General features: G+C 52.4%; 15 protein-coding genes. 9 read left to right on the forward strand and 6 right to left on the reverse strand.

Features of this window, described 5'->3' with window-relative positions:
- Positions 1 to 28 precede the first annotated feature (28 nt).
- From HZS52_RS06795 to HZS52_RS06810, 4 genes are all read right to left on the reverse strand, one after another.
- On the reverse strand, positions 29 to 1,534 hold the full coding sequence (locus tag HZS52_RS06795; protein ID WP_138800700.1) for a tripartite tricarboxylate transporter permease: 1,506 nt from the start codon (positions 1,532 to 1,534) through the stop codon (positions 29 to 31).
- On the reverse strand, positions 1,534 to 2,004 hold the full coding sequence (locus HZS52_RS06800) for a tripartite tricarboxylate transporter TctB family protein (protein WP_022521400.1): 471 nt from the start codon (positions 2,002 to 2,004) through the stop codon (positions 1,534 to 1,536). The genes HZS52_RS06795 and HZS52_RS06800 overlap by 1 nt, the downstream gene beginning before the upstream one ends.
- Positions 2,005 to 2,008: 4 nt before the next feature.
- A complete protein-coding gene (locus HZS52_RS06805) occupies positions 2,009 to 2,983 on the reverse strand; it encodes a Bug family tripartite tricarboxylate transporter substrate binding protein (RefSeq protein ID WP_022521401.1) in 975 nt (324 codons plus the stop codon).
- 79 nt (positions 2,984 to 3,062) lie between these two features.
- Entirely contained in the window at positions 3,063 to 3,587 is a 525-nt protein-coding gene (locus tag HZS52_RS06810) for a 2,4'-dihydroxyacetophenone dioxygenase family protein (RefSeq protein ID WP_138800699.1), read from the reverse strand.
- Between the two features lie 137 nt (positions 3,588 to 3,724).
- On the opposite strand from HZS52_RS06810, the gene HZS52_RS06815 reads away from it, so the two are divergent.
- Positions 3,725 to 4,507, forward strand: coding sequence for an IclR family transcriptional regulator (locus tag HZS52_RS06815; protein WP_022521403.1), 783 nt, complete (start codon positions 3,725 to 3,727; stop codon positions 4,505 to 4,507).
- Positions 4,508 to 4,767: 260 nt separating this feature from the next.
- The gene (locus tag HZS52_RS06820) at positions 4,768 to 5,664 is read left to right on the forward strand and encodes a LysR family transcriptional regulator (RefSeq protein ID WP_022521404.1); all 897 of its coding nucleotides are present in this window, start codon (positions 4,768 to 4,770) and stop codon (positions 5,662 to 5,664) included.
- 12 nt (positions 5,665 to 5,676) lie between these two features.
- Here HZS52_RS06820 and HZS52_RS06825 read toward each other — a convergent pair whose 3' ends face one another.
- Positions 5,677 to 7,185, reverse strand: a complete 1,509-nt coding sequence (locus tag HZS52_RS06825; RefSeq protein ID WP_223828074.1) for an AbgT family transporter — start codon at positions 7,183 to 7,185, stop codon at positions 5,677 to 5,679.
- A 70-nt stretch (positions 7,186 to 7,255) separates the two neighbouring features.
- A complete protein-coding gene (locus HZS52_RS06830) occupies positions 7,256 to 8,425 on the reverse strand; it encodes a M20 metallopeptidase family protein (RefSeq protein WP_022521406.1) in 1,170 nt (389 codons plus the stop codon).
- Between the two features lie 823 nt (positions 8,426 to 9,248).
- Here HZS52_RS06830 and HZS52_RS06835 point away from each other — a divergent pair.
- From HZS52_RS06835 to HZS52_RS06865, 7 genes are all read left to right on the forward strand, one after another.
- Positions 9,249 to 9,776 carry a TRAP transporter small permease gene (locus tag HZS52_RS06835; RefSeq protein ID WP_052475703.1) on the forward strand — a complete coding sequence of 176 codons (528 nt, stop codon included), beginning with the start codon at positions 9,249 to 9,251 and terminating at the stop codon, positions 9,774 to 9,776.
- Positions 9,776 to 11,062 (forward strand): TRAP transporter large permease, encoded by a 1,287-nt coding sequence (locus tag HZS52_RS06840; protein WP_041159080.1) that lies wholly within the window; start codon positions 9,776 to 9,778, stop codon positions 11,060 to 11,062. Before HZS52_RS06835 ends, HZS52_RS06840 begins: the two co-directional genes overlap by 1 nt.
- A gap of 217 nt (positions 11,063 to 11,279) precedes the next feature.
- Positions 11,280 to 12,296 (forward strand): TRAP transporter substrate-binding protein DctP, encoded by a 1,017-nt coding sequence (gene dctP, locus HZS52_RS06845; protein ID WP_022521409.1) that lies wholly within the window; start codon positions 11,280 to 11,282, stop codon positions 12,294 to 12,296.
- A gap of 90 nt (positions 12,297 to 12,386) precedes the next feature.
- Complete coding sequence (locus tag HZS52_RS06850; RefSeq protein ID WP_190374391.1) at positions 12,387 to 13,316, forward strand: SMP-30/gluconolactonase/LRE family protein; 930 nt, start codon at positions 12,387 to 12,389, stop codon at positions 13,314 to 13,316.
- 682 nt (positions 13,317 to 13,998) lie between these two features.
- Positions 13,999 to 14,877: an NAD(P)-dependent oxidoreductase gene (locus HZS52_RS06855; protein WP_199105065.1), complete on the forward strand. Its 879-nt coding sequence runs from the start codon at positions 13,999 to 14,001 to the stop codon at positions 14,875 to 14,877.
- Positions 14,878 to 14,927: 50 nt separating this feature from the next.
- A complete protein-coding gene (locus HZS52_RS06860) occupies positions 14,928 to 15,896 on the forward strand; it encodes a TAXI family TRAP transporter solute-binding subunit (protein WP_051430490.1) in 969 nt (322 codons plus the stop codon).
- A 43-nt stretch (positions 15,897 to 15,939) separates the two neighbouring features.
- Positions 15,940 to 17,922: a TRAP transporter permease gene (locus HZS52_RS06865; protein ID WP_190374392.1), complete on the forward strand. Its 1,983-nt coding sequence runs from the start codon at positions 15,940 to 15,942 to the stop codon at positions 17,920 to 17,922.
- Positions 17,923 to 17,945: the final 23 nt, after the last annotated feature.

The following is a 17,945-nucleotide window of genomic DNA, read 5'->3' on the forward strand; positions in this document are numbered from 1 at the left end:
AAGGGGGGTAGGTCGCAAAATGGGTCGGTTAAGCTGAGGTAGCTGACGCACGTGTCTGCCAGGCCGAGCGAACGCTGGAGACGATAATGGCCAGCCACACCAGCAATGCGAGCCCACCCAACATGGCGGCGATGGGGCGTTCGAAGAGCACTAGCAGTTCGCCATTGGCTTTGATCATTGAGCGCATAAAGTTGCTCTCCACTACCGGGCCGAGAATCACTGCCAGGATCATGGGGCCGATAGGGAAGTCGTTCTCCACCAGAAAATAGGCCAGCAGGCCCAGCCCAAGCATCAGCCAGACATCCAGCAGGCTGTTGTTGGCAGCGAAGGCGCCTACGATACAAAACAGCAAAATCAGCGGGTAAAGCACGCTGGAGGGCACCGCAAGGATATGGCGCGCGCCGCGTATAGCGAGCAGGCCAAGAGGTAACAACAGCAGGTTAGCCAGGATAAACACGATGAAAATGGCGTTGACCAAGGTGGCGCTGGAAGTGAAAACGTCTGGCCCTGGCGTAATGCCTTTCATCATCAGTACACCGATAATAATGGCGGTGATAGTGTCGCCTGGGATGCCGAACACCAGGGCGGGAATGTAGGCACCCGAGAGTGCTGCATTATTCGCCGAGCTGGCCGCGACCAGCCCTTCGGGATGCCCGGTGCCATACTTCTCGGGCGTGCGCGAGAGCTTGCGCGACAAGGCGTAGCTGATCCAAGAAGCGATATCGGCACCCGCACCGGGCAGTGCGCCGATCAGCGTGCCGAGTACGCCACTGCGTGCGATCCCTGCCTTGTATTGCCACATCAGGCCGCCCACACCGCTAAAAGGCTTCTCCACTGGTGGGGGCGGTGGAAAGTGGGTGTGGCCAATTTCGGGCATGCGCCGCAGTAGCTCGGCGACGGCAAACAGGCCTATCAATACTGGTAGAATTGAGATGCCGCTGAGCAGATCAGAGATACCGAAGGTAAAACGGATCTGGCCTGAAACTGAGTCCATGCCCACCATGGCGATTAACAGGCCGATGAGCATTGAAATTGCACCTTTAAGCGGGTCCGCGCCGGATACCAGTACGGCGCAGGAAAGCCCGAGCAGTGCCAGCCAGAAGTACTCGTCGCTGGTAAAGCGAAGAGCGAAGTCGGCGACCAGTGGAGCGAAAAACGCCAGAATTGCCACCCCGATGAGCCCGCCAACGACCGAACACGCCAAGTTGACGCCGAGCGCCTGGCCGATCTTGCCCTGACGGCCCATCAGGTAGGCTTCTTCGGTATAAGCCGCCGAGGCGGGGGTGCCGGGGATGCGTAGTAAGGCACCGGGGATGTCGCCGGCTACGATGGCCATCGCCGTGGCGGCCACGATAGCGCTGATCGCCGGGAGCGGCTCCATGAAAAAGGTTACCGGGACGAGTAAGGCGGTGGCCATGGTCGCAGTCAGGCCAGGAATGGCGCCGATCAGCAGGCCGAATAGCGAAGCGCCGAGGATCACCGCGAGGACATCCCAGGCGAACACCATGCCTAACGCTGCTTGTAGTTCCGCCATTAGTAGATCACCTCTTCGAGAATGCCCAGATCAAGCGGCACGTGCAGCAACAGGGCGAAAACACTCCATACCACCGCACTTGCCACAATGGCGACGATAACGGCCATCCCCCAGCGGCCGTCAGACAACCAGCCAATCAATAATGCGAGCATTAAGGGCGCTACCAGCGGGAAGCCGAGCAGCGGTGTTAGCAACACGTAACCAGCAACGGCGGCGATAACAGCGAGCAGGCATGTCAAGGTGCGCGACAGCGTCACCTGCCCCTGCCAAATGAACAGTGCTCCACGCTGCTGCCAGCCACGCAGAGACAGTAGCAGGCCAAGCCCAACCAGAAAGGTGCCGATGATGGTGGGAAAAGTGCCGGCCCCGTAGGGCTGGCGCGCTAACGGCGGGAAATCCTTGGAGGCCCATATAGTAACGGCGCCAAGCAGCGCCATTACCAGCCCCAGCAAGAGGTCGTTGATGCGCATGGTGTTATTCTGCCAGGCCCAACTTATTGATTATCTCGCCGTTGTTTTCGTCGGCTTCAGCCATGAAGTTGCGAAAGCCTTCCGGGCCTTCCCACTGCATGCCGAAGCCCTGATTGGTCATGAACTCCTGGAATTGGTCAGATTCATAGACGGCTTCTGCGGCCTCGGCCAGAGTATCGACCACATCATCGGGCAGTCCTGCGGGGCCGATCAAGCCACGCCAAGTACCTGCCGCCCACTCATCGCCAGTGACTTCTTCAGCAGTGGGGATGTCAGGGAAAGCATCAAGACGCTCGTTGGCGAACACAGCAAGCGTTCTCACGCGCTTCGCGTCGCGCATGGATTCAGCCTCAGGCAGCGAGGAGAACACGAAATCCACGCCACCGGCGGCGAGTTCCTGGAGGCCCGGGGCAGCGCCTTCGCTCGGGACGAGTGAAACGGTGTTGGGATCAATACCCTGCTGGTTCAGAAAACCCGCGAATGCTAGGTGATAGGCGGCACCTGGCGCAGAGCCTGAGACAGTGTATTCGTTGGGATTGGCTTCAATGTCTTGAAGGGCACTGTCTAGATCTTCCCAGTCTGATTCGGCGCTGACGTTAAATGCCGCGGCGTCGAGATTGATCAACGCAATCGGCGACAGATCCTCATACGAGATTTGAGAGCTGCCAATGTGTCGATAGGTGGTGATCTCGGCGGTCACCAGGCCAAGGGTATAGCCATCCGGCTCGGCGTTGGCCATTACCGTGTGACCCACCACGCCGGCGCCGCCGGTGCGGTTGACCACATTGACCGTTTGACCAAGCTCTTCCTGCAACCCGTTGGCCAATTGGCGGGCCACTGCATCGGTGCCGCCGCCCGCTGACCAGGGGACGATCAGTTCAATCGGTTTTTCGGGGTAGTCGGCTTGGGCAGTGCCGATGGATAAGGCGAAGGCGGCCAGGCTGATGGTTACGGCTAGCGGGGTTTTGTTGAATATCATGAGGGTGCTCCTGTCGTGTTTTTGTTGTTGGCATTAGGGCCTTAATTCATGCGTTGGGTTTTTAAGGGAACATCTCGCTTTAGCGAATGAACCGGTCGACATAGTCACGGCCAAGCCCGCAGCTTTCATAGTGCTTGCGGCACATGTCGACCTTGGTGAAGACATCTTCGAACCCGAGGTGCTTGCCCCATGGGTCAACGTAATACATGACACCGTTGACCTGAAAGAGCGTGATCATTTCCTCGACATCCTCGTCGACGACCAGGGTGTGGGTCTCACCTGGAGGCTCGTAGACATAGCTACCCTCGGTAGCCACCCAGTCATGTTCGAGATACCGCCATTTGCCTTTGAGCACCATGCCATGCACCGGGTTGGGGTGACGGTGGCGGCTGAGCACGCCAGACTTGCGAACACGCAGTAGGTTGACCCAGTAGCCCTGGGACACGTTCAGACACAGCGGACGGAAATCAACGTTTTCCGCTTGCGGCACCCAGATACGTTCATCCTGGGGAAGGGCGTGCGGCTCGACAATTTCTAGAGCGGCCTCAGCGGGTTGCGGATATTGGTAAGGCATCCGCTGATGATCATCAGCTTGAACCGGCATATTCCCTCCGTCCACAATGTGGACATAAAGATCATAATATGGACAATATGTTTTTAAGGTAAGAGCCAGGGCGAGATGCGTCAATTGACCGTGACGGATTACTGGTTAGACATTCGTATTATTTGAAGAGGCGATTAATGACGGCTGACGACGAAGAGCGAGTGCCGCGGCCCAACGTCCAGGGTGCCGCCGCGGTGACCAAAGGACTGCGCTTGCTGCAAGTGATAGCTGAGCTTGGCGTTGACGCGACCATCCGTAACATCCAGGCACGCCTGGGAATGCCCCGGCCTACGGTCTACCGGTTGCTGAACACGCTCGAACAGGAGCGGTTTGTCGAACGTAACCCTTTAGGTGGAGAGTACGTACTGGGTCGCGAGTTGCTGCGTCTCACTCATCAATCGCTGGCGCGGAGCAGCTTGCAGGAACGCGCTCGGGCCACTTTACGCGCCATTGGTAAGCAGACCGGTGAAACGGTGCACTTGGGCGTACCATTTGGCTGTCATATGACTTTCGTTGATAAGGTGGAATCGCCCGAAGCGGTGCGCATGGCTTCGTATATCGGCATGCCAGTGCCAATGCATTCTACTTCGGTAGGTAAGGCTTATCTCGCCGCCCTCGACGAGGCAACCCGTGAGCAGTATCTGGCTCAATTGACCTTAGAGCCTGTCACACATCGCACCTGCACGACGCTTGAGGCGTTACGCAATGAACTCACGCTGACGCGAGAACGTGGTTACGCAATCGATGACCAGGAAAATGAACTAGGCATTATCTGCTTCGGTCAGGCAGTTCGCGGCGCCGATGGTCGCGTTGAAGGGGCTATCAGCGTCAGCGTGCCACGCTATCGACTGCCTGATGATGGGCATCAACGTATATTGGAGTGTATCCATTCGCTATGCAGTGACGCTGGCTTGGTGTAGTGCCTTGGCTTAAGGCGTAATGAGCATTAATTAAATAGAGTGTAGTGCTGTAGGCAAGTCGTGATTAGCTAATATTATTGCGAAATGCCTAAGTCTCTTCGGTAATGGCACTCGCGTAAGCAGTGCCCTCCCAGCGGCGCACTCGGGGAGGTTAAATATCATGATTGTGTAGTCGGTAGCTATGGGGGTAAAAAATTCGATTAGCTTGCTAACATCAGTCTATCATGCTGATTCAATTTTGCGATCCTTACGGCTAGCTCATGGATATACTGGATAAACGTGCTTTCTATTTGTTGGAGGTGAACAGCTGTGGCGGTATTCGCGCAGCGGCAGAGCATCTGCATATCAACCCTTCCGTGGTGAGCCGTCAAGTACGAGGCCTCGAACGAGACTTGGGTATGGCGCTGCTAGAACGGCAGGGGCGTCATGTCATGCTGACGGAAGCGGGCCAATTGGTGGTGGATAGTTTTCTAGCTCAGCGGCGGTTGAACTCAGAGCTGGGGGATACGCTGTCTCGTCTGCGTAACATGCAGGCGGGGAAAGTGGTGGTATCTGTAGGTGATGGCTTTGTGGATAGCTTCATCAATTACGTGATGCGACGGGTTTCGAAGCAGTATCCAGATGTGCTAATCGAGATAAAAACAGGTATTTACTATCCACGCGAACCCCATGAAATGGTGGCTAACGACGAGGTTGATATTGCTATTACCTATGGTCCAGTTTCTGATCCGAGACTCATTGTGCACTCTTTTGAGCGAGGGCCGCTGTGTGCTCTGGTTGCACTGTTTCATCCCCTCGCCAGTCAGGAAAGTGTTTCGGTAGCAGAGCTATTAAAGCATAAGCTAATTTTTCTACCGGACGTGTCGGGTTCGCAGCAATTTGTCAATTCACTGTTTAGCGCCGCCGGGCAACCGGCAACGCCCAGCTATCGCTGCAACTTACATTCCGTTTCACGGAGAATGGCGAGTGCGGGTGTTGGGGTGTCATTTATGACGGCGGCGGCTGCGCGCAATGAAATAGAGTCTGGGTTACTTAAAGCGGTTCCCATTCAGCATCCTATGGCTGCCAGCAGTCAGGGCAACCTAGTGCGCCGAGTCGGCAGAAGGCTGTCGCCTGCTGCCGACTATCTGTGGAAACTTATGCTGACAATGCAGTGATGCTTAGCGGCATCAGTTAGCCATCATGTAAACGCCGGGGCCAATCGGCCATCCCATGGCTAGCCAGAACATCAGAAACGCAGACCAGGCGATCAAGAAGCTCAAGGCAAGTGGAAGCATGGTGGCGATGAGCGTGCCTAATCCCATATCAGGCTTGTAGCGCTGCATATACACCAGGGCGACCGAGAAGTAGGGGCTCATTGGGGAAATGATGTTGGTACTAGAATCACCGATGCGGAACATCGCCAATACAAAGGCGGGATCAAAGTCGATCATCATTAGCATGGGTACGAAGACCGGCGCCATTAATGCCCACTGTGCCGAGCCACTGGTCATAAAGACGTTAAGTACCGCGCTCATCGCAATAAACGCACCTACTAGCGGAAGCCCAGTAAACCCGGTGCTTTGTAGAATGTTTGAGCCTTCAATGGCAATGTACTGACCAAGCTCCGACCAACGGAAGTAGGCAATAAATTGCGAAATGGCAAAGAACAGCACGAGGGTGGGTGCCAGATCGCTAGCTGACTCGGCCATGTGTTTGGGCACGTCACGGCTACTGGTGATCTTGCTGGTAGTGATGCCATAAACCAGCCCAATAGTGACGAAGTAGATAAACATAAGCGGCACCAGCGAGCGTAGGAACGGTGATGGAATCAGGCCGCCCTCTTCATTACGCAGTGGCGATGCCTCCGGTACCACGGCTATTAGCACCAGCGCGAGATAAAGCAAAGTGGCAATGCCGACACGCTTGAGGCCTCGCTTTTCTGCCTCAGTCAATTCTGGTTTGACGATATCAGTTTTAAAGTCCTTGCCCATCGGCAGGGTACGTTGAAGTCTGGGCTCCACTATTTTATCGACAATCAAGGTGCCCATAGTCGCAAGTACAAATACTGAGCAGGCCACGAAATAGTAGTTGTCGATCGGTGACACATAGGCTCCAGGGTTGACTAAACGCGCAGCGTCAGTGGTAATGCCGGCAAACAGTGCGTCCCCTACGGTAATGAAGAGGCTAGCATCAAACCCCGCTCCAGCGGCAGCGTAGGCAGCTGCTGCACCGGCAATCGGATGTCGCCCAACCGAGTAGTACACCATAGCCGCTAAGGGAATTAAGATTAGGTAGTTGGCGTCTGATGCGATGCTGCCGCAAATGCCGGCCATAAATACACAGAAGGTAAGCAGAGAGGGTGGCGCTTTCGCCACACTGACCTGCATCAACGTTGACAACAGGCCGACTTTATCCGCCAAGCCAATGCCAAACATGACGACTAGAATCAGTCCCAGTGGGGGGAAGTTGACAAAGTTACTGACCACACTGGTCAACATGAACTCGATCCCATCCGATGAGAGCAGGCTGCGAACGTAAACCTCTGCATCGGTTTGGGGATTAATCGCAGAAACACCCAAGGTAGCGAGTATGGCGGAAATCATCACGACAATAGCCGCTAGAATGGTAAACAAAATAAAGGGGTGGGGCAGCTTATTGCCCACTCGTTCTATAGAAGAGAGTACGCCTTGCATCATTTTGACCCTTATTTTTAAACGTTATTTTTAAACCTGATGGCTTGGTAAAGGACTATTAGTAAGTGGGTTTTTAGTGCTTGGTTAGCAGTTCTTTGGCTAGGGCTACGAACATTCCGCCTGCCACTGGTAGGATTTGATCATTGAAGTCATAACGCTCGTTGTGCAGGTAAGCACCTTCGCCGTTGCCGACAAAAAAGAAGCAGCCAGGTACTTCCTGGAGATAAAAAGCAAAGTCCTCTGCGCCCATGGTGGGCATATAGTCCAACTGCTGAATATCATTGCTCACGGTGTGCTTGGTGGCTATAGACAGCACTCGTTCCGACCAGGCTTGATCATTGACTAGCGGGGGGACTTGGTGCAGGTGCTCCATATGGTAATAAGCACCATGCGCTGCACAAACACCTTGGGTCACTTGCTCAAGTTTTCCCGCCAATGCTTCTCGGGAAGAGGGTCGGTCGCTACGAATATTAACCAGTAGCTCGGCGTGGCCGGGAATAACGTTGGCAGCATCGCCAGCATGGAAGGAAGCTACTGTAATAACGCCCGCTTCCAGTGGCGATTTATGACGCCCTACCAGCCCCTGCAACTGTTGCACCAGCGATGAACCTATATAAATAGGATCTACCGCCAGGTGCGGCATGGCTGCGTGGCCAGAGACGCCTTCTATAGTGACTTTATAAGTGTCGTTTCCTCCCATTGCCGGGCCAGGTTTAACGAACAGCTGACCGGCAGGAAAGCCTGGGCGGTTATGGTAGCCAAACACGGCGTCCACTTGTGGGTTTTGTAGCACGCCCGCTTTAACCATTAAATCGGCACCGTTTCCACCTTCTTCGCCCGGCTGAAACAGCAGTTTGATATGGCCGCACAGCTCGTCCTGCATTGCCATCATAGTTTCTGCGGCAAGCAGCAGTGTGGCGGTATGTCCATCGTGGCCGCAGGCGTGCATTAGACCTTCTCGCTGGGAACGGTGGGCAAAGGCGTTGGTTTCATTAATCGGCAGTGCGTCCATATCGGCACGAAAAGCAAGCACGGGCCCTTCCCGACCTGTATCCAGTTCCGCCATGACACCAGTGGTGGCGATGCCTTCCGTTACTTGATAACCAAGTTCGCTAAGCCGCTTGGCAACGAGTCTCGCAGTATCGTTTTCTTGGAATTTAAGCTCTGGGTTCTGGTGAAGCTTATGCCGCAGTTCGGTGGCTTCATGCAGTTGCTGTTTTGAAAATACTTGCTCTGAAAACATGTCCTGTCCTTGCCGTTATCGATGTATTTTTTGGCGCTTTTACGTTAAGCGACTTGGCAGGCAGAAAAGAGGCAGTTGAGTAACGAGTTTGTTGCTTTGAAAGCAACATTGGTGGGGGAAGTGACCCCTTGCATAGTTGCACAAGCTATAGCGCAGTGTTCAGGGAGACGAGGATTAGCGACGAACCTATCGTCAAACGTTGAACGACCAAACGACAAGCCGCGGTGATGATGGATATTTTAAAGGCAAAACCACGGCCGTAGGGTGGCTCATGAGTATTCGCTCAGTGTCTCCGAAGTCGATGGTGGGGTCGAAGAGAACCAGCGCAACATAGCGAATGGTTTCCGAGCATGCCCGAAGGATTTCTGTGGACAGTATGAATCCGAGCGGCGGGAGCCAGGGAGACTCCGGGCGAGGCCCTGCATACCGAAGCACGAAGCGTTCCATGCTCTTGTCGAAGTGGTTGCCATGGATGCCTTCTTAGAGGCCACTATTACTACCAAAGTATACCGTGATGATTGAGGCCCTATGAGCTATCGTGTGCATTGTGGTATGCAAAGGTATTCAAAAGTATTCGTTTGCAGGTGTTAGCTTGATTAGCACTCTTGGTTTGTTTGGCCTGAGGACGACGGATGACCTCATGTGTAAAAACGTGGCCGAAGGGGCTGATAAGAAGGTGTTGGAGTGTGAACTACCTGCTGATGAGGTGACGTTTGCCGATGCGCCCGTAGTGATTATTAGACAGCCAAAACACGGCCTTTGAGTCGTTATTAACATTGGCGCACTGAGGTTTATCATGGCGACATTACAGGAACACAGAACCATGACAGGTCATATTGAACAACCCGGCCTGATAAGAGCGTTGGATAAGGTTTGTAGATGCCTGGAAAACGCTCTTATTTTTGTTGCCGGATCTATGATTATTTGCGCCATGGCAATTACTTTTGTCGATGTCGTAATGCGTTATATCTTCAACTCGCCGCTTAATTGGTTTTTTAACCTAATCACCATGTACCTTCTTCCAGGGTCTTATTTTCTGGCGTTCTCTTATGCGTTGAGAACGGGAAGCCATCTGAAGGTTGATTATTTCAAAAGCAAGCTGCCTTTAAAATTTACCAGCTTTTGCCTTTTGGTCTTCGGCCTCATCGCCACATTGATGTTTAGCTATATTGCTTATACCTATTCTTTAAGGGCATACAGTGCCTGGCAAGAGAACGAGATCGTTTATGGCGTTGTGAGCTGGGTTGTTTGGCCGTCTGAATTTATTATCGCTATCGGCTCCTTTGTTTTCTCGTTCAGGTTGTTAATAACAACAATAAATAACTATGTTTCTAAAGGGGGCGAGCTGTGATGGTCATTGCTTTATCTTTTCTCTTTCTGTTTTTTCTTTTGATAATAGGCATTCCGGTTGCAATCAGTCTTGCGATATCCGGTGCTTTGGGCATTTTTCTAACCAATGGGATAGATGTCCTGCTGGGGATCCTATCGGCTTCGCCAGGCTCTGCTCTGACGACCTACGAGCTGCTCACCATTCCGATGTTTATCCTCATGTCGGAATTTATGGGGGTCAGCGGTATCACCGGCTCCCTGTTTAGCGCCATTGCCAAGTGGACAGACAAGATACAGGGTGGCGTGGGGATTGCTGCTGTTGTCACAGGTGCTGCTTTTGGTGCAATTTCTGGCTCCAGTACAGCGGCTGCAGCCACGCTGGGGAAAATCAGCACGCCCGCCATGCAGGCTGAGGGGTATTCTCCGAAAATGGCTGGCAGTATTGCCGCTATTTCGGGCACTATTGCCATGCTGATTCCTCCCAGTGTCGCACTGATTTTCTATGGGCTGCTCAGCGGGGTTAGCATCAGTGACCTTCTGATTGCTGGCATAGTGCCTGGCATATTGGTGACGCTCACTATCGCCATTACCATCAAGATTCTGATCATCCGAAATCCAGTAGCCTCTAATAATAAGACCTATAGCTTCCGCGAAAAGCTGACAGCACTGAAGGTAGCTACCCCCTTTCTGATGCTGTTCAGCGTTGTTACGGGATTAATCTACACTGGCATTGCCACACCCGTTGAGTCCTCTGCTTTGGGTGCACTAGGCGCACTTTTGCTTGCTTTGAAATCAGGCAATCTCAATGCTGAAGCATTCAAAAATGCCGTTATAAATACGTGCTGCATTTCTGCCATGATCGGCCTTATTGTTGTTTGTGCACATGTTTTCGGTTACTTCATAACCATGACCGGCATCACCCGAAACTTAGTCAACTATGTGGGACTGCTGGATGTTTCGCCATACCTTATCTTGTTCTTTCTGGTGATCCTCTATCTGGTGCTGGGGCTGTTCCTAGACCTGATCTCTATTCTGATTCTCACCATTCCTGTGGTTCTTCCGGTTGTCGTCTCGCTCGGGTTCGATCCGATCTGGTTCGGTGTGATCGTTATTTTGTTGGCTGAGATCGGTATTGTCACACCACCGGTCGGCATGAACGTCTTTGTGGTGGCGAAAGTGGCCAATGTGCCTGTCGAGGAGCTTTTCTCAGGCGTCATACCCTACATCGTCATGCTGCTTGGTTTGATCGCTTTGTTAATAGCATTTCCACAGATTGTGCTGTGGCTTCCATCAACGGCTATGTACTGACGCGTAATGTTGGTAACTAGTCTTCGCCAATTTGTAGGAGTTTGGGTCAACGATAGATAGGGTTCATCTATATAAAGGTGGGTTAAGGTTTAAGCTTGTTGTAAAAACGTTATACCTATCATCAATGCACCATGCATTATTGGAAGATTTTGTTTATCCCGCTGTATTCATTAATGACTGGCACAAAAACTGAAGAGCGATAAAAGGGAGTACCATCATGAATAACTATAAAAAGCACCTTCCACTGCTGTTGACGGGTGTTTTGGCATGCGGTTCAGTCTCCGCGGCAGAGGTTGAACCAGTGACATTGAAGTTTGCCGAATGGCTGCCCACCACTTCTTTTGCCATAGAGTATGGGGCCAACCCGTTTATGGAAAAGGTGGCGGAGCTCTCCGACGGACAGATACAGTTCGACTTTTATCCGGCAGAACAACTTGGGCGTGGTTCTGAATCTCTGACCTTATTGCAGACAGGTGTGGCGGATATTGCCAACGTATCTCCGGCTTATATACCGGAAAAGCTCCCTTTGTCTGGCGTTGTTGAGCTACCGGAAATCGTAAAAAACTCCTGTAGCGCGGCGGATAGCTTCTATGAGATGGCCCAGCCAGGTGGGGCTATTTATGAAGCGGAGTTCAAGCGGCATCACATCCGCCCTCTTTGGGTGGGCAATATGGGGCGCTATCGAATACTGACCAACAACAGCGATATTTCGTCGCTCGATGACTTGAATGGTCTGCGAATGCGTACTGCCGGTGGACCTATGACACTCACCGCTGATGCTCTGGGTTCAAGCCCTGTCACAATGCAGGCTTCAGACGTACTAACATCACTCTCTCGCGGTACGCTGGATGGTGTGTATTACCCGCTTCGAGGCATCCTGGACTATGGCCTTGCACCAGCACTGGATCAATTAATTCCGAACTTCTCCGTCGCTAGCTTTGGTCTCACCTACTCGATTAGTGACCGAGTGTGGGAGCGCCTGTCACAGCAGCAACAGGATATTCTGGTAGAGGCAGGAAGGTACGCTATGCAAACCTACTGTGATTACGTGGATAACTCTGAACCGGAAATCATCCAGACACTTGAGGAGGAGTACGGTATTGCCCAAGTGCCCCTATCTGATAGCGATCTTGAACAAGCACACGCCAACCTTGAAGGCGTCTATGACCGCTGGGCAGAACCCTTGAAAGCGCGCGGCCTGCCAACTCAAGAGGTAATTGAAGGTATGCAGTAAGTGGTGTCGCCGGGCTCAGCAAATGGCCCGGCAGTTTTAGGCGGGTGTGCAGGGCTGCGGGAAAAGCAGGCAGTTCACAGGAGAGATGACATGAGCAGAACAAAATTGCAGGGCAAGGTGCTAGCCAGTGGACTGGCGTTTCCTGAAGGGCCGATTGCCATGGAAGATGGCAGCATATTAGTCGTGGAGATTCAAAGAGGCCGCTTGACGCGTGTCCTACCTGACGGCGAGCTACAGACCGTGGCGGAGGTGGGTGGGGGGCCAAATGGGGCGGCTCTCGGGCCGGATGGGCACTGTTATATCTGCAACAATGGTGGATTCAGTTGGCGTACTGACGATGGCTACAGCCGACCTACCGGCGCTGCATCCGATTATGACGGCGGTTCGATTCAAAGAGTCAACCTTGTCACCGGCTCTGTTGAGACGCTTTACACCCACTGCCAGGGCGTTCCGCTGCATGGCCCTAACGATATCGTTTTTGACGATCAGGGTGGTTTCTGGTTTACCGACTTTGGCAAGAAATTTGATGACCGCATTATGCTGGGTTACCTCTACTATGCCCGATGCGACGGTAGCTCGATTCGCCGCGCGGCAAAGCATCTGCTGACGCCCAATGGGGTTGGCCTGTCGCCAGATGGGCGTATGTTGTACGTCTCTGAAACCGAAACCAGTCGGCTTTGGCGTTATCCGATCACCGCGCCCGGTGAGCTGGGTCAGGAGCCTTGGCCATCTCCCAATGGCGGCAAGTTGGTTCACGGCCTGCCGGGCTATCAGCGCCTTGACTCTATGGCTTTGGAAGAGAGTGGTAACATTTGTGTCGCCACCCTGGTGGATGGGGGGATCAGTGTTTTTTCTCCGCAGGGGGATTTGCTGGAGTTTCATGAAGCCCCTGAAGGGTATTGCACTAATATCTGCTTTGGTGGATCGAACTTGCAGACTGCTTACATCACGCTATCAGGTTATGGTCAGCTGTTAGCTGTCCCTTGGCCACGCCCTGGTTTGCGTTTAAATAATCAATAACTTCACCAGAGAGCAGGTGCTTTGGAAGTGCTTGAATAAATGGATGTGGCAGGATGTAAATCACAACAGCGATTGCTGATTAGCCAGCCAGTAATGGTTGGCTTGAGCACCTCGGCGTAGACGTTCAGCGACGTGCGTCAGCCCAGCCTCTTGAGTAAGCCACTGAGCGCTTCTTGTTTCCTGCCTGCATGCAGACTGGCAGATCCGTGCTTCTTAGCAGGTGCTGTCGGTCTATGGCCCGTTGGTGTCGAGGGGCGGCAAAGTCGTCCGCTCTACCCATCTTCTGGGTGATCTCGGCACTCCTCACTACCTCTATTGCGCTGATCGCCACGCCAGTGGGCTTGCTGCTCCAAGTCCCCCTCTCATTGAGATCGACAACCCCTTGAGGCTGCAGGTTTGTGAGTGCTTATAAACGTACCACACACCCTGAGCGGCCAACGGCTAATGGTCATTGTCACAGGCGCGTACATCCGGTCAGTGCATGGTGCCTGGCGGGGCGCTTTTGTTCAGGCGTTGTTATGGCGCTCGGATCGTTTCCTTCAGAATGTGAGTAGCGGTTAGTTATCGGTTTTTTGCCCTGCATTGCGACCAAAGTATGTCGTGATAGTTGCAGCGCTATAGGCTAGTGTGTGTATTATAGTATCCAACGGTATTCAAGAGTATTCTTATTGGAGGTGTTGGTTTGATTAGTACTATTGGTTTTATTGGCCTGGGGGCAATGGGTGAGCCCATGTGTAAAAACCTGGCCAAAGGGTCTGGTAAGAAGGTGTTGGCCTATGACCTTGCCTCTGAGCCGCTGGAGAGACTGGCGGCTGAGGGTGTGCAGAAGGGCGAGGACGCTCTGCAAGTGGCGCGCGAGAGTGATGTCCTCTTCCTGTCTTTGCCAAGTGGCCAGCATGTAAAAAGCTTGATGCTAGGAGAGGACGGCATTGCCAATGAACTCAAGCAAGGCGCTACAGTCGTCGACCTGAGCACAACCTCCGTAGAGGATGCCAGGTGGTTAGAGCGTGAGCTGCAGGCCTACAAGGTGAAGTTTGCCGATGCGCCTGTCGCGCGCACTCGGCAGGCTGCGATTGATGGCAACTTGTGCGTCATGGTGGGTTGCGCCGAAACCATTTACGGAAATATTAAAGAGCTTCTGCAGCACATTGCATCAGACATTATTCATTGTGGAGATGTTGGCGCCGGCCAGTTGGCCAAGATTCTGAATAACATGGTGCTCTTCGATACTGTGGCCAGCCTGTCCGAGGCATTGGTGATTTGTGAGAAAAGTGGTGCCGACCCTAAAAAGATTTTTGAAGCTATGTCGTTAGGGTCCGCAGATAGCTTTGCCCTGCGCAACCATTGCATGAAATTCATGCTCGAAAATGATTTCCCAGAAAAAAAATTCCCTACCTCATATGCATTAAAAGACCTCAGCTATGCGCTGGAACTGGCAGAGAATTACGGCTTGACGTTGGGAATGGCAGAAAATACGAAGTCCCTATTTCAGAAAGCTATAAAGGAAGGATACGGAGAGCAGTACTTTCCGGTCATCGTCAATAGTATGCGCAATGACTGAGTTTAGTCTTTAACGGAAAGTTAAATATATAACAATTACGAGAGGTGACTATGGCTTATACGAAGCAAGCATCCGTGCTGGCGGTGGTAATTTCCTTATGTGCAGCAGGCGTTGCCCATGCCGATACTCGATTGACGATTGGTTCTACATCCTCTTCGTCATCACATTATGGTTATTTCGTCGCCGTTTCGCAGATCATTAACGAGAATGTCGATGGTGTGCGCTCTTCCGTCATGGAGACGGGGGCAACCATTGATAACTTGAGAAGGATCAAACGTAATCAGGCCGATATGGGGTTAGTGACCACCAATGTTGCCTATGATGCCTATCACGGCGAGGGGGCGTTCGAGGGTAATGAAGTCCCCACTAATGTGCTATGGGTGTATGGCCCTTCGGCTCAGAATGTCGTAGTGAGAGCGGATGCTGGCCTGAACACTATTAGTGATCTGGAAGGTGTCAAATTCAACCCGGGTATTGTTGGATCGGGCACGGAAGCGACTGCCGAAGCGGTGTTTGATGTGATCGGTGTAACGCCTGACTATGTGCGTGGTTCCACAACCGACATGGTTAACCAGATCAAGGATAATCGTGTCAAAGGTTATGTGAAGAGCGGCAATGGCCGAATGCTGGATGCCTCCAGTATCGATATCGCCACTATGACCCCAGTTAATATTCTTGGCTTGAGCGATGAGCAGGCAGATGCCATTCGCCAGGAACTGCCTAGCTTGGGCATCATGAATATTGAAGAGAATGAGGCTGGTGATGGCTATCCGGCATATACCACCTGGGCGTATGGCAACACGGTAAGTTCAAGAGCTGACTTGGATGAAGAGGTTGCCTACAACATCGTTAAAGCTATCGTCGAGCATCAGGATGCTCAGGCGGCCGCTTTCTCAGTTTTAAAAGATGCAGATATCCCAGAGATGACAATTGAGCTTGCAACGACGCCTCTTCATCCCGGCGCTATTCGCTATTTTGAAGAGCAGGGATATGAAGTTCCTGAGCATCTTAAACCCTAAGTTGTGAAATAAAGAGTGGTCGTTTTTATGAAATAGAGCTGACTTGAGTGTTAGCTCTATTGCCTTCTGGCGTGAAGTTATCTTCATGGTGAGACTTATGTTAGAAGCTGTTGAATCGGAATCACAGCCTATAGAAAGCACATCATCCAGGCTTCCTGAGGTGATAAAAAAGCTGGTTGCATTCTCACTTGGCATGATGATCCTTTATACGGGGATCGCTGGTGCTTTTGATTCTCTTGTGCAGCGTTCGGTGATGCTGGCAAGTGTGATTTTATTGGCATTCATGGTGTATCCGCCAAGTATAAAAGGACGTTTTCTTTTCCTGGGGCGAGCCATTGATGGCTTGCTGTGCGTTTTTGCCATTGCCGCGTGCCTTTATGTGGCCTGGAATCAAAACCGCATCCTCACGCAGTTGCCCATCGCTGGGGTGGTGGATATCACCTTATGTGTATTTCTGGTGATCACGGTACTGGAAATATGCCGACGCTCCGTTGGGATCGCGTTTCCATTGATGGTGTTGCTGTCTCTGGCTTATGTCTTCTTTGGCGATAGATTGTCAGGTGATTTTGGACATCGTGGGTATGGCGTTGAGTTGGTTGTCGAAACCCTTTTCCTGTCGGATCTGGGGTTGTGGGGCATGCTGACGGGTATTGGCGCGACGGTTATTGCCTCTTTTGTGCTGTTTGGCGCTGTTCTTATCCGTACTGGCGGCAGTAAGGTCTTTATGGATCTTGCCATGATCTTTGCGGCTAACCGGGTTGGTGGGGCAGCCAAGATGGCAACTGTCGCCTCGGCAGCATTCGGTTCGGTAAATGGTAGTGCGGTAGCCAATGTGGCCACCACTGGTGCTATGACTATTCCCTTGATGAAAAGGATGGGCTATCCCGCACCGATTGCTGGTGCTGTAGAGGCGGTGGCTTCCACTGGTGGGCAACTGACACCACCGATTCTTGGTGCGGCGGCATTTATAATGGCCGAGACGTTGGGTGTCAGCTATCTGTCGGTGGCGTTGGCTGCTTTGATCCCTGCGTTGATGTTTTATTCCAGCGTGTTTATGACCATTCACCTAATCGCCTTGAGAAAGGGAATCGGCGGGCTGTCGGAAGAGAACGATGTGCCCAAGATTAGGGATGCCATTAAGCTTTCTAAATCAGCACCGCTGTTAGTTGGTCTTGGGGTGTTGGTGGTGATGGTGTTAAGCGGTCGCTCGGTCGCTTTCTCGGCCTCCTTGTCCATCGTGGGAATGCTGATTACCTATACGGTGGCCGTAATAGTCCGCGGCGAAGGCATCAAGCCGGTACTGAACACTTTTGTTGACTCGTGCGTGGATGCTGGTTACGGAATATTGATCATTATCACGATGCTGGTAAGCGCTCAGATTGTTGTCGCGATGATAAATATGACCGGAGTGGGCGTGACAATATCGTCCTTGGCAGTTGGTCTGGGCGGTGGTTACCTGTTTGGTGTCGCCTTTATTGTGGCGCTGGCCTGCTTGCTGTTGGGCATGGGCATTCCGACAACCGCAGCCTACGTACTGGTAGCGGCGGTCATGGCGCCCGCACTAGTGTCAGCAGGAGTGGAGCCGATTGCCGCGCATATGTTCGTCTTCTATTTTGCGACCATTTCGGTGATTACCCCCCCGTTGTGTGTTGCCGTGTTCGTTGCTTCCTCGATTGCCGATACCCGCTGGGAAAGAACTGCGCTGCAGGCTGTACGCTTAGCAGCCGTCACCTACGTGATTCCGTTTCTGTTTATTACCTACCCAGGCGTTCTCTTTAACGGAGATGTGTCCCAGATATTGGAAGCGGTGCTGTCTGGCGCAGTGCTAGTGGTATCAGCGTCGATCGTACTCTCTGATATTTTTGAAAAAGACATGAAGAGGAAAATAGGCGCACTGCTGTGCATTGTATCAGCGGCTATGGCCATTATCCCTTCCCTTTATGCCCTGTTCGCGGGAGCGGTTGTACTGCTGTTTGTTCTAGCGTTCGTGAAGCCATTCTCCAGAAATGCTGCAACGTTAAACTAATACATATAACTAAATTGAAGGAA

This window comes from Vreelandella titanicae, assembly GCF_014697095.1.
Lineage (GTDB): Bacteria > Pseudomonadota > Gammaproteobacteria > Pseudomonadales > Halomonadaceae > Vreelandella > Vreelandella titanicae.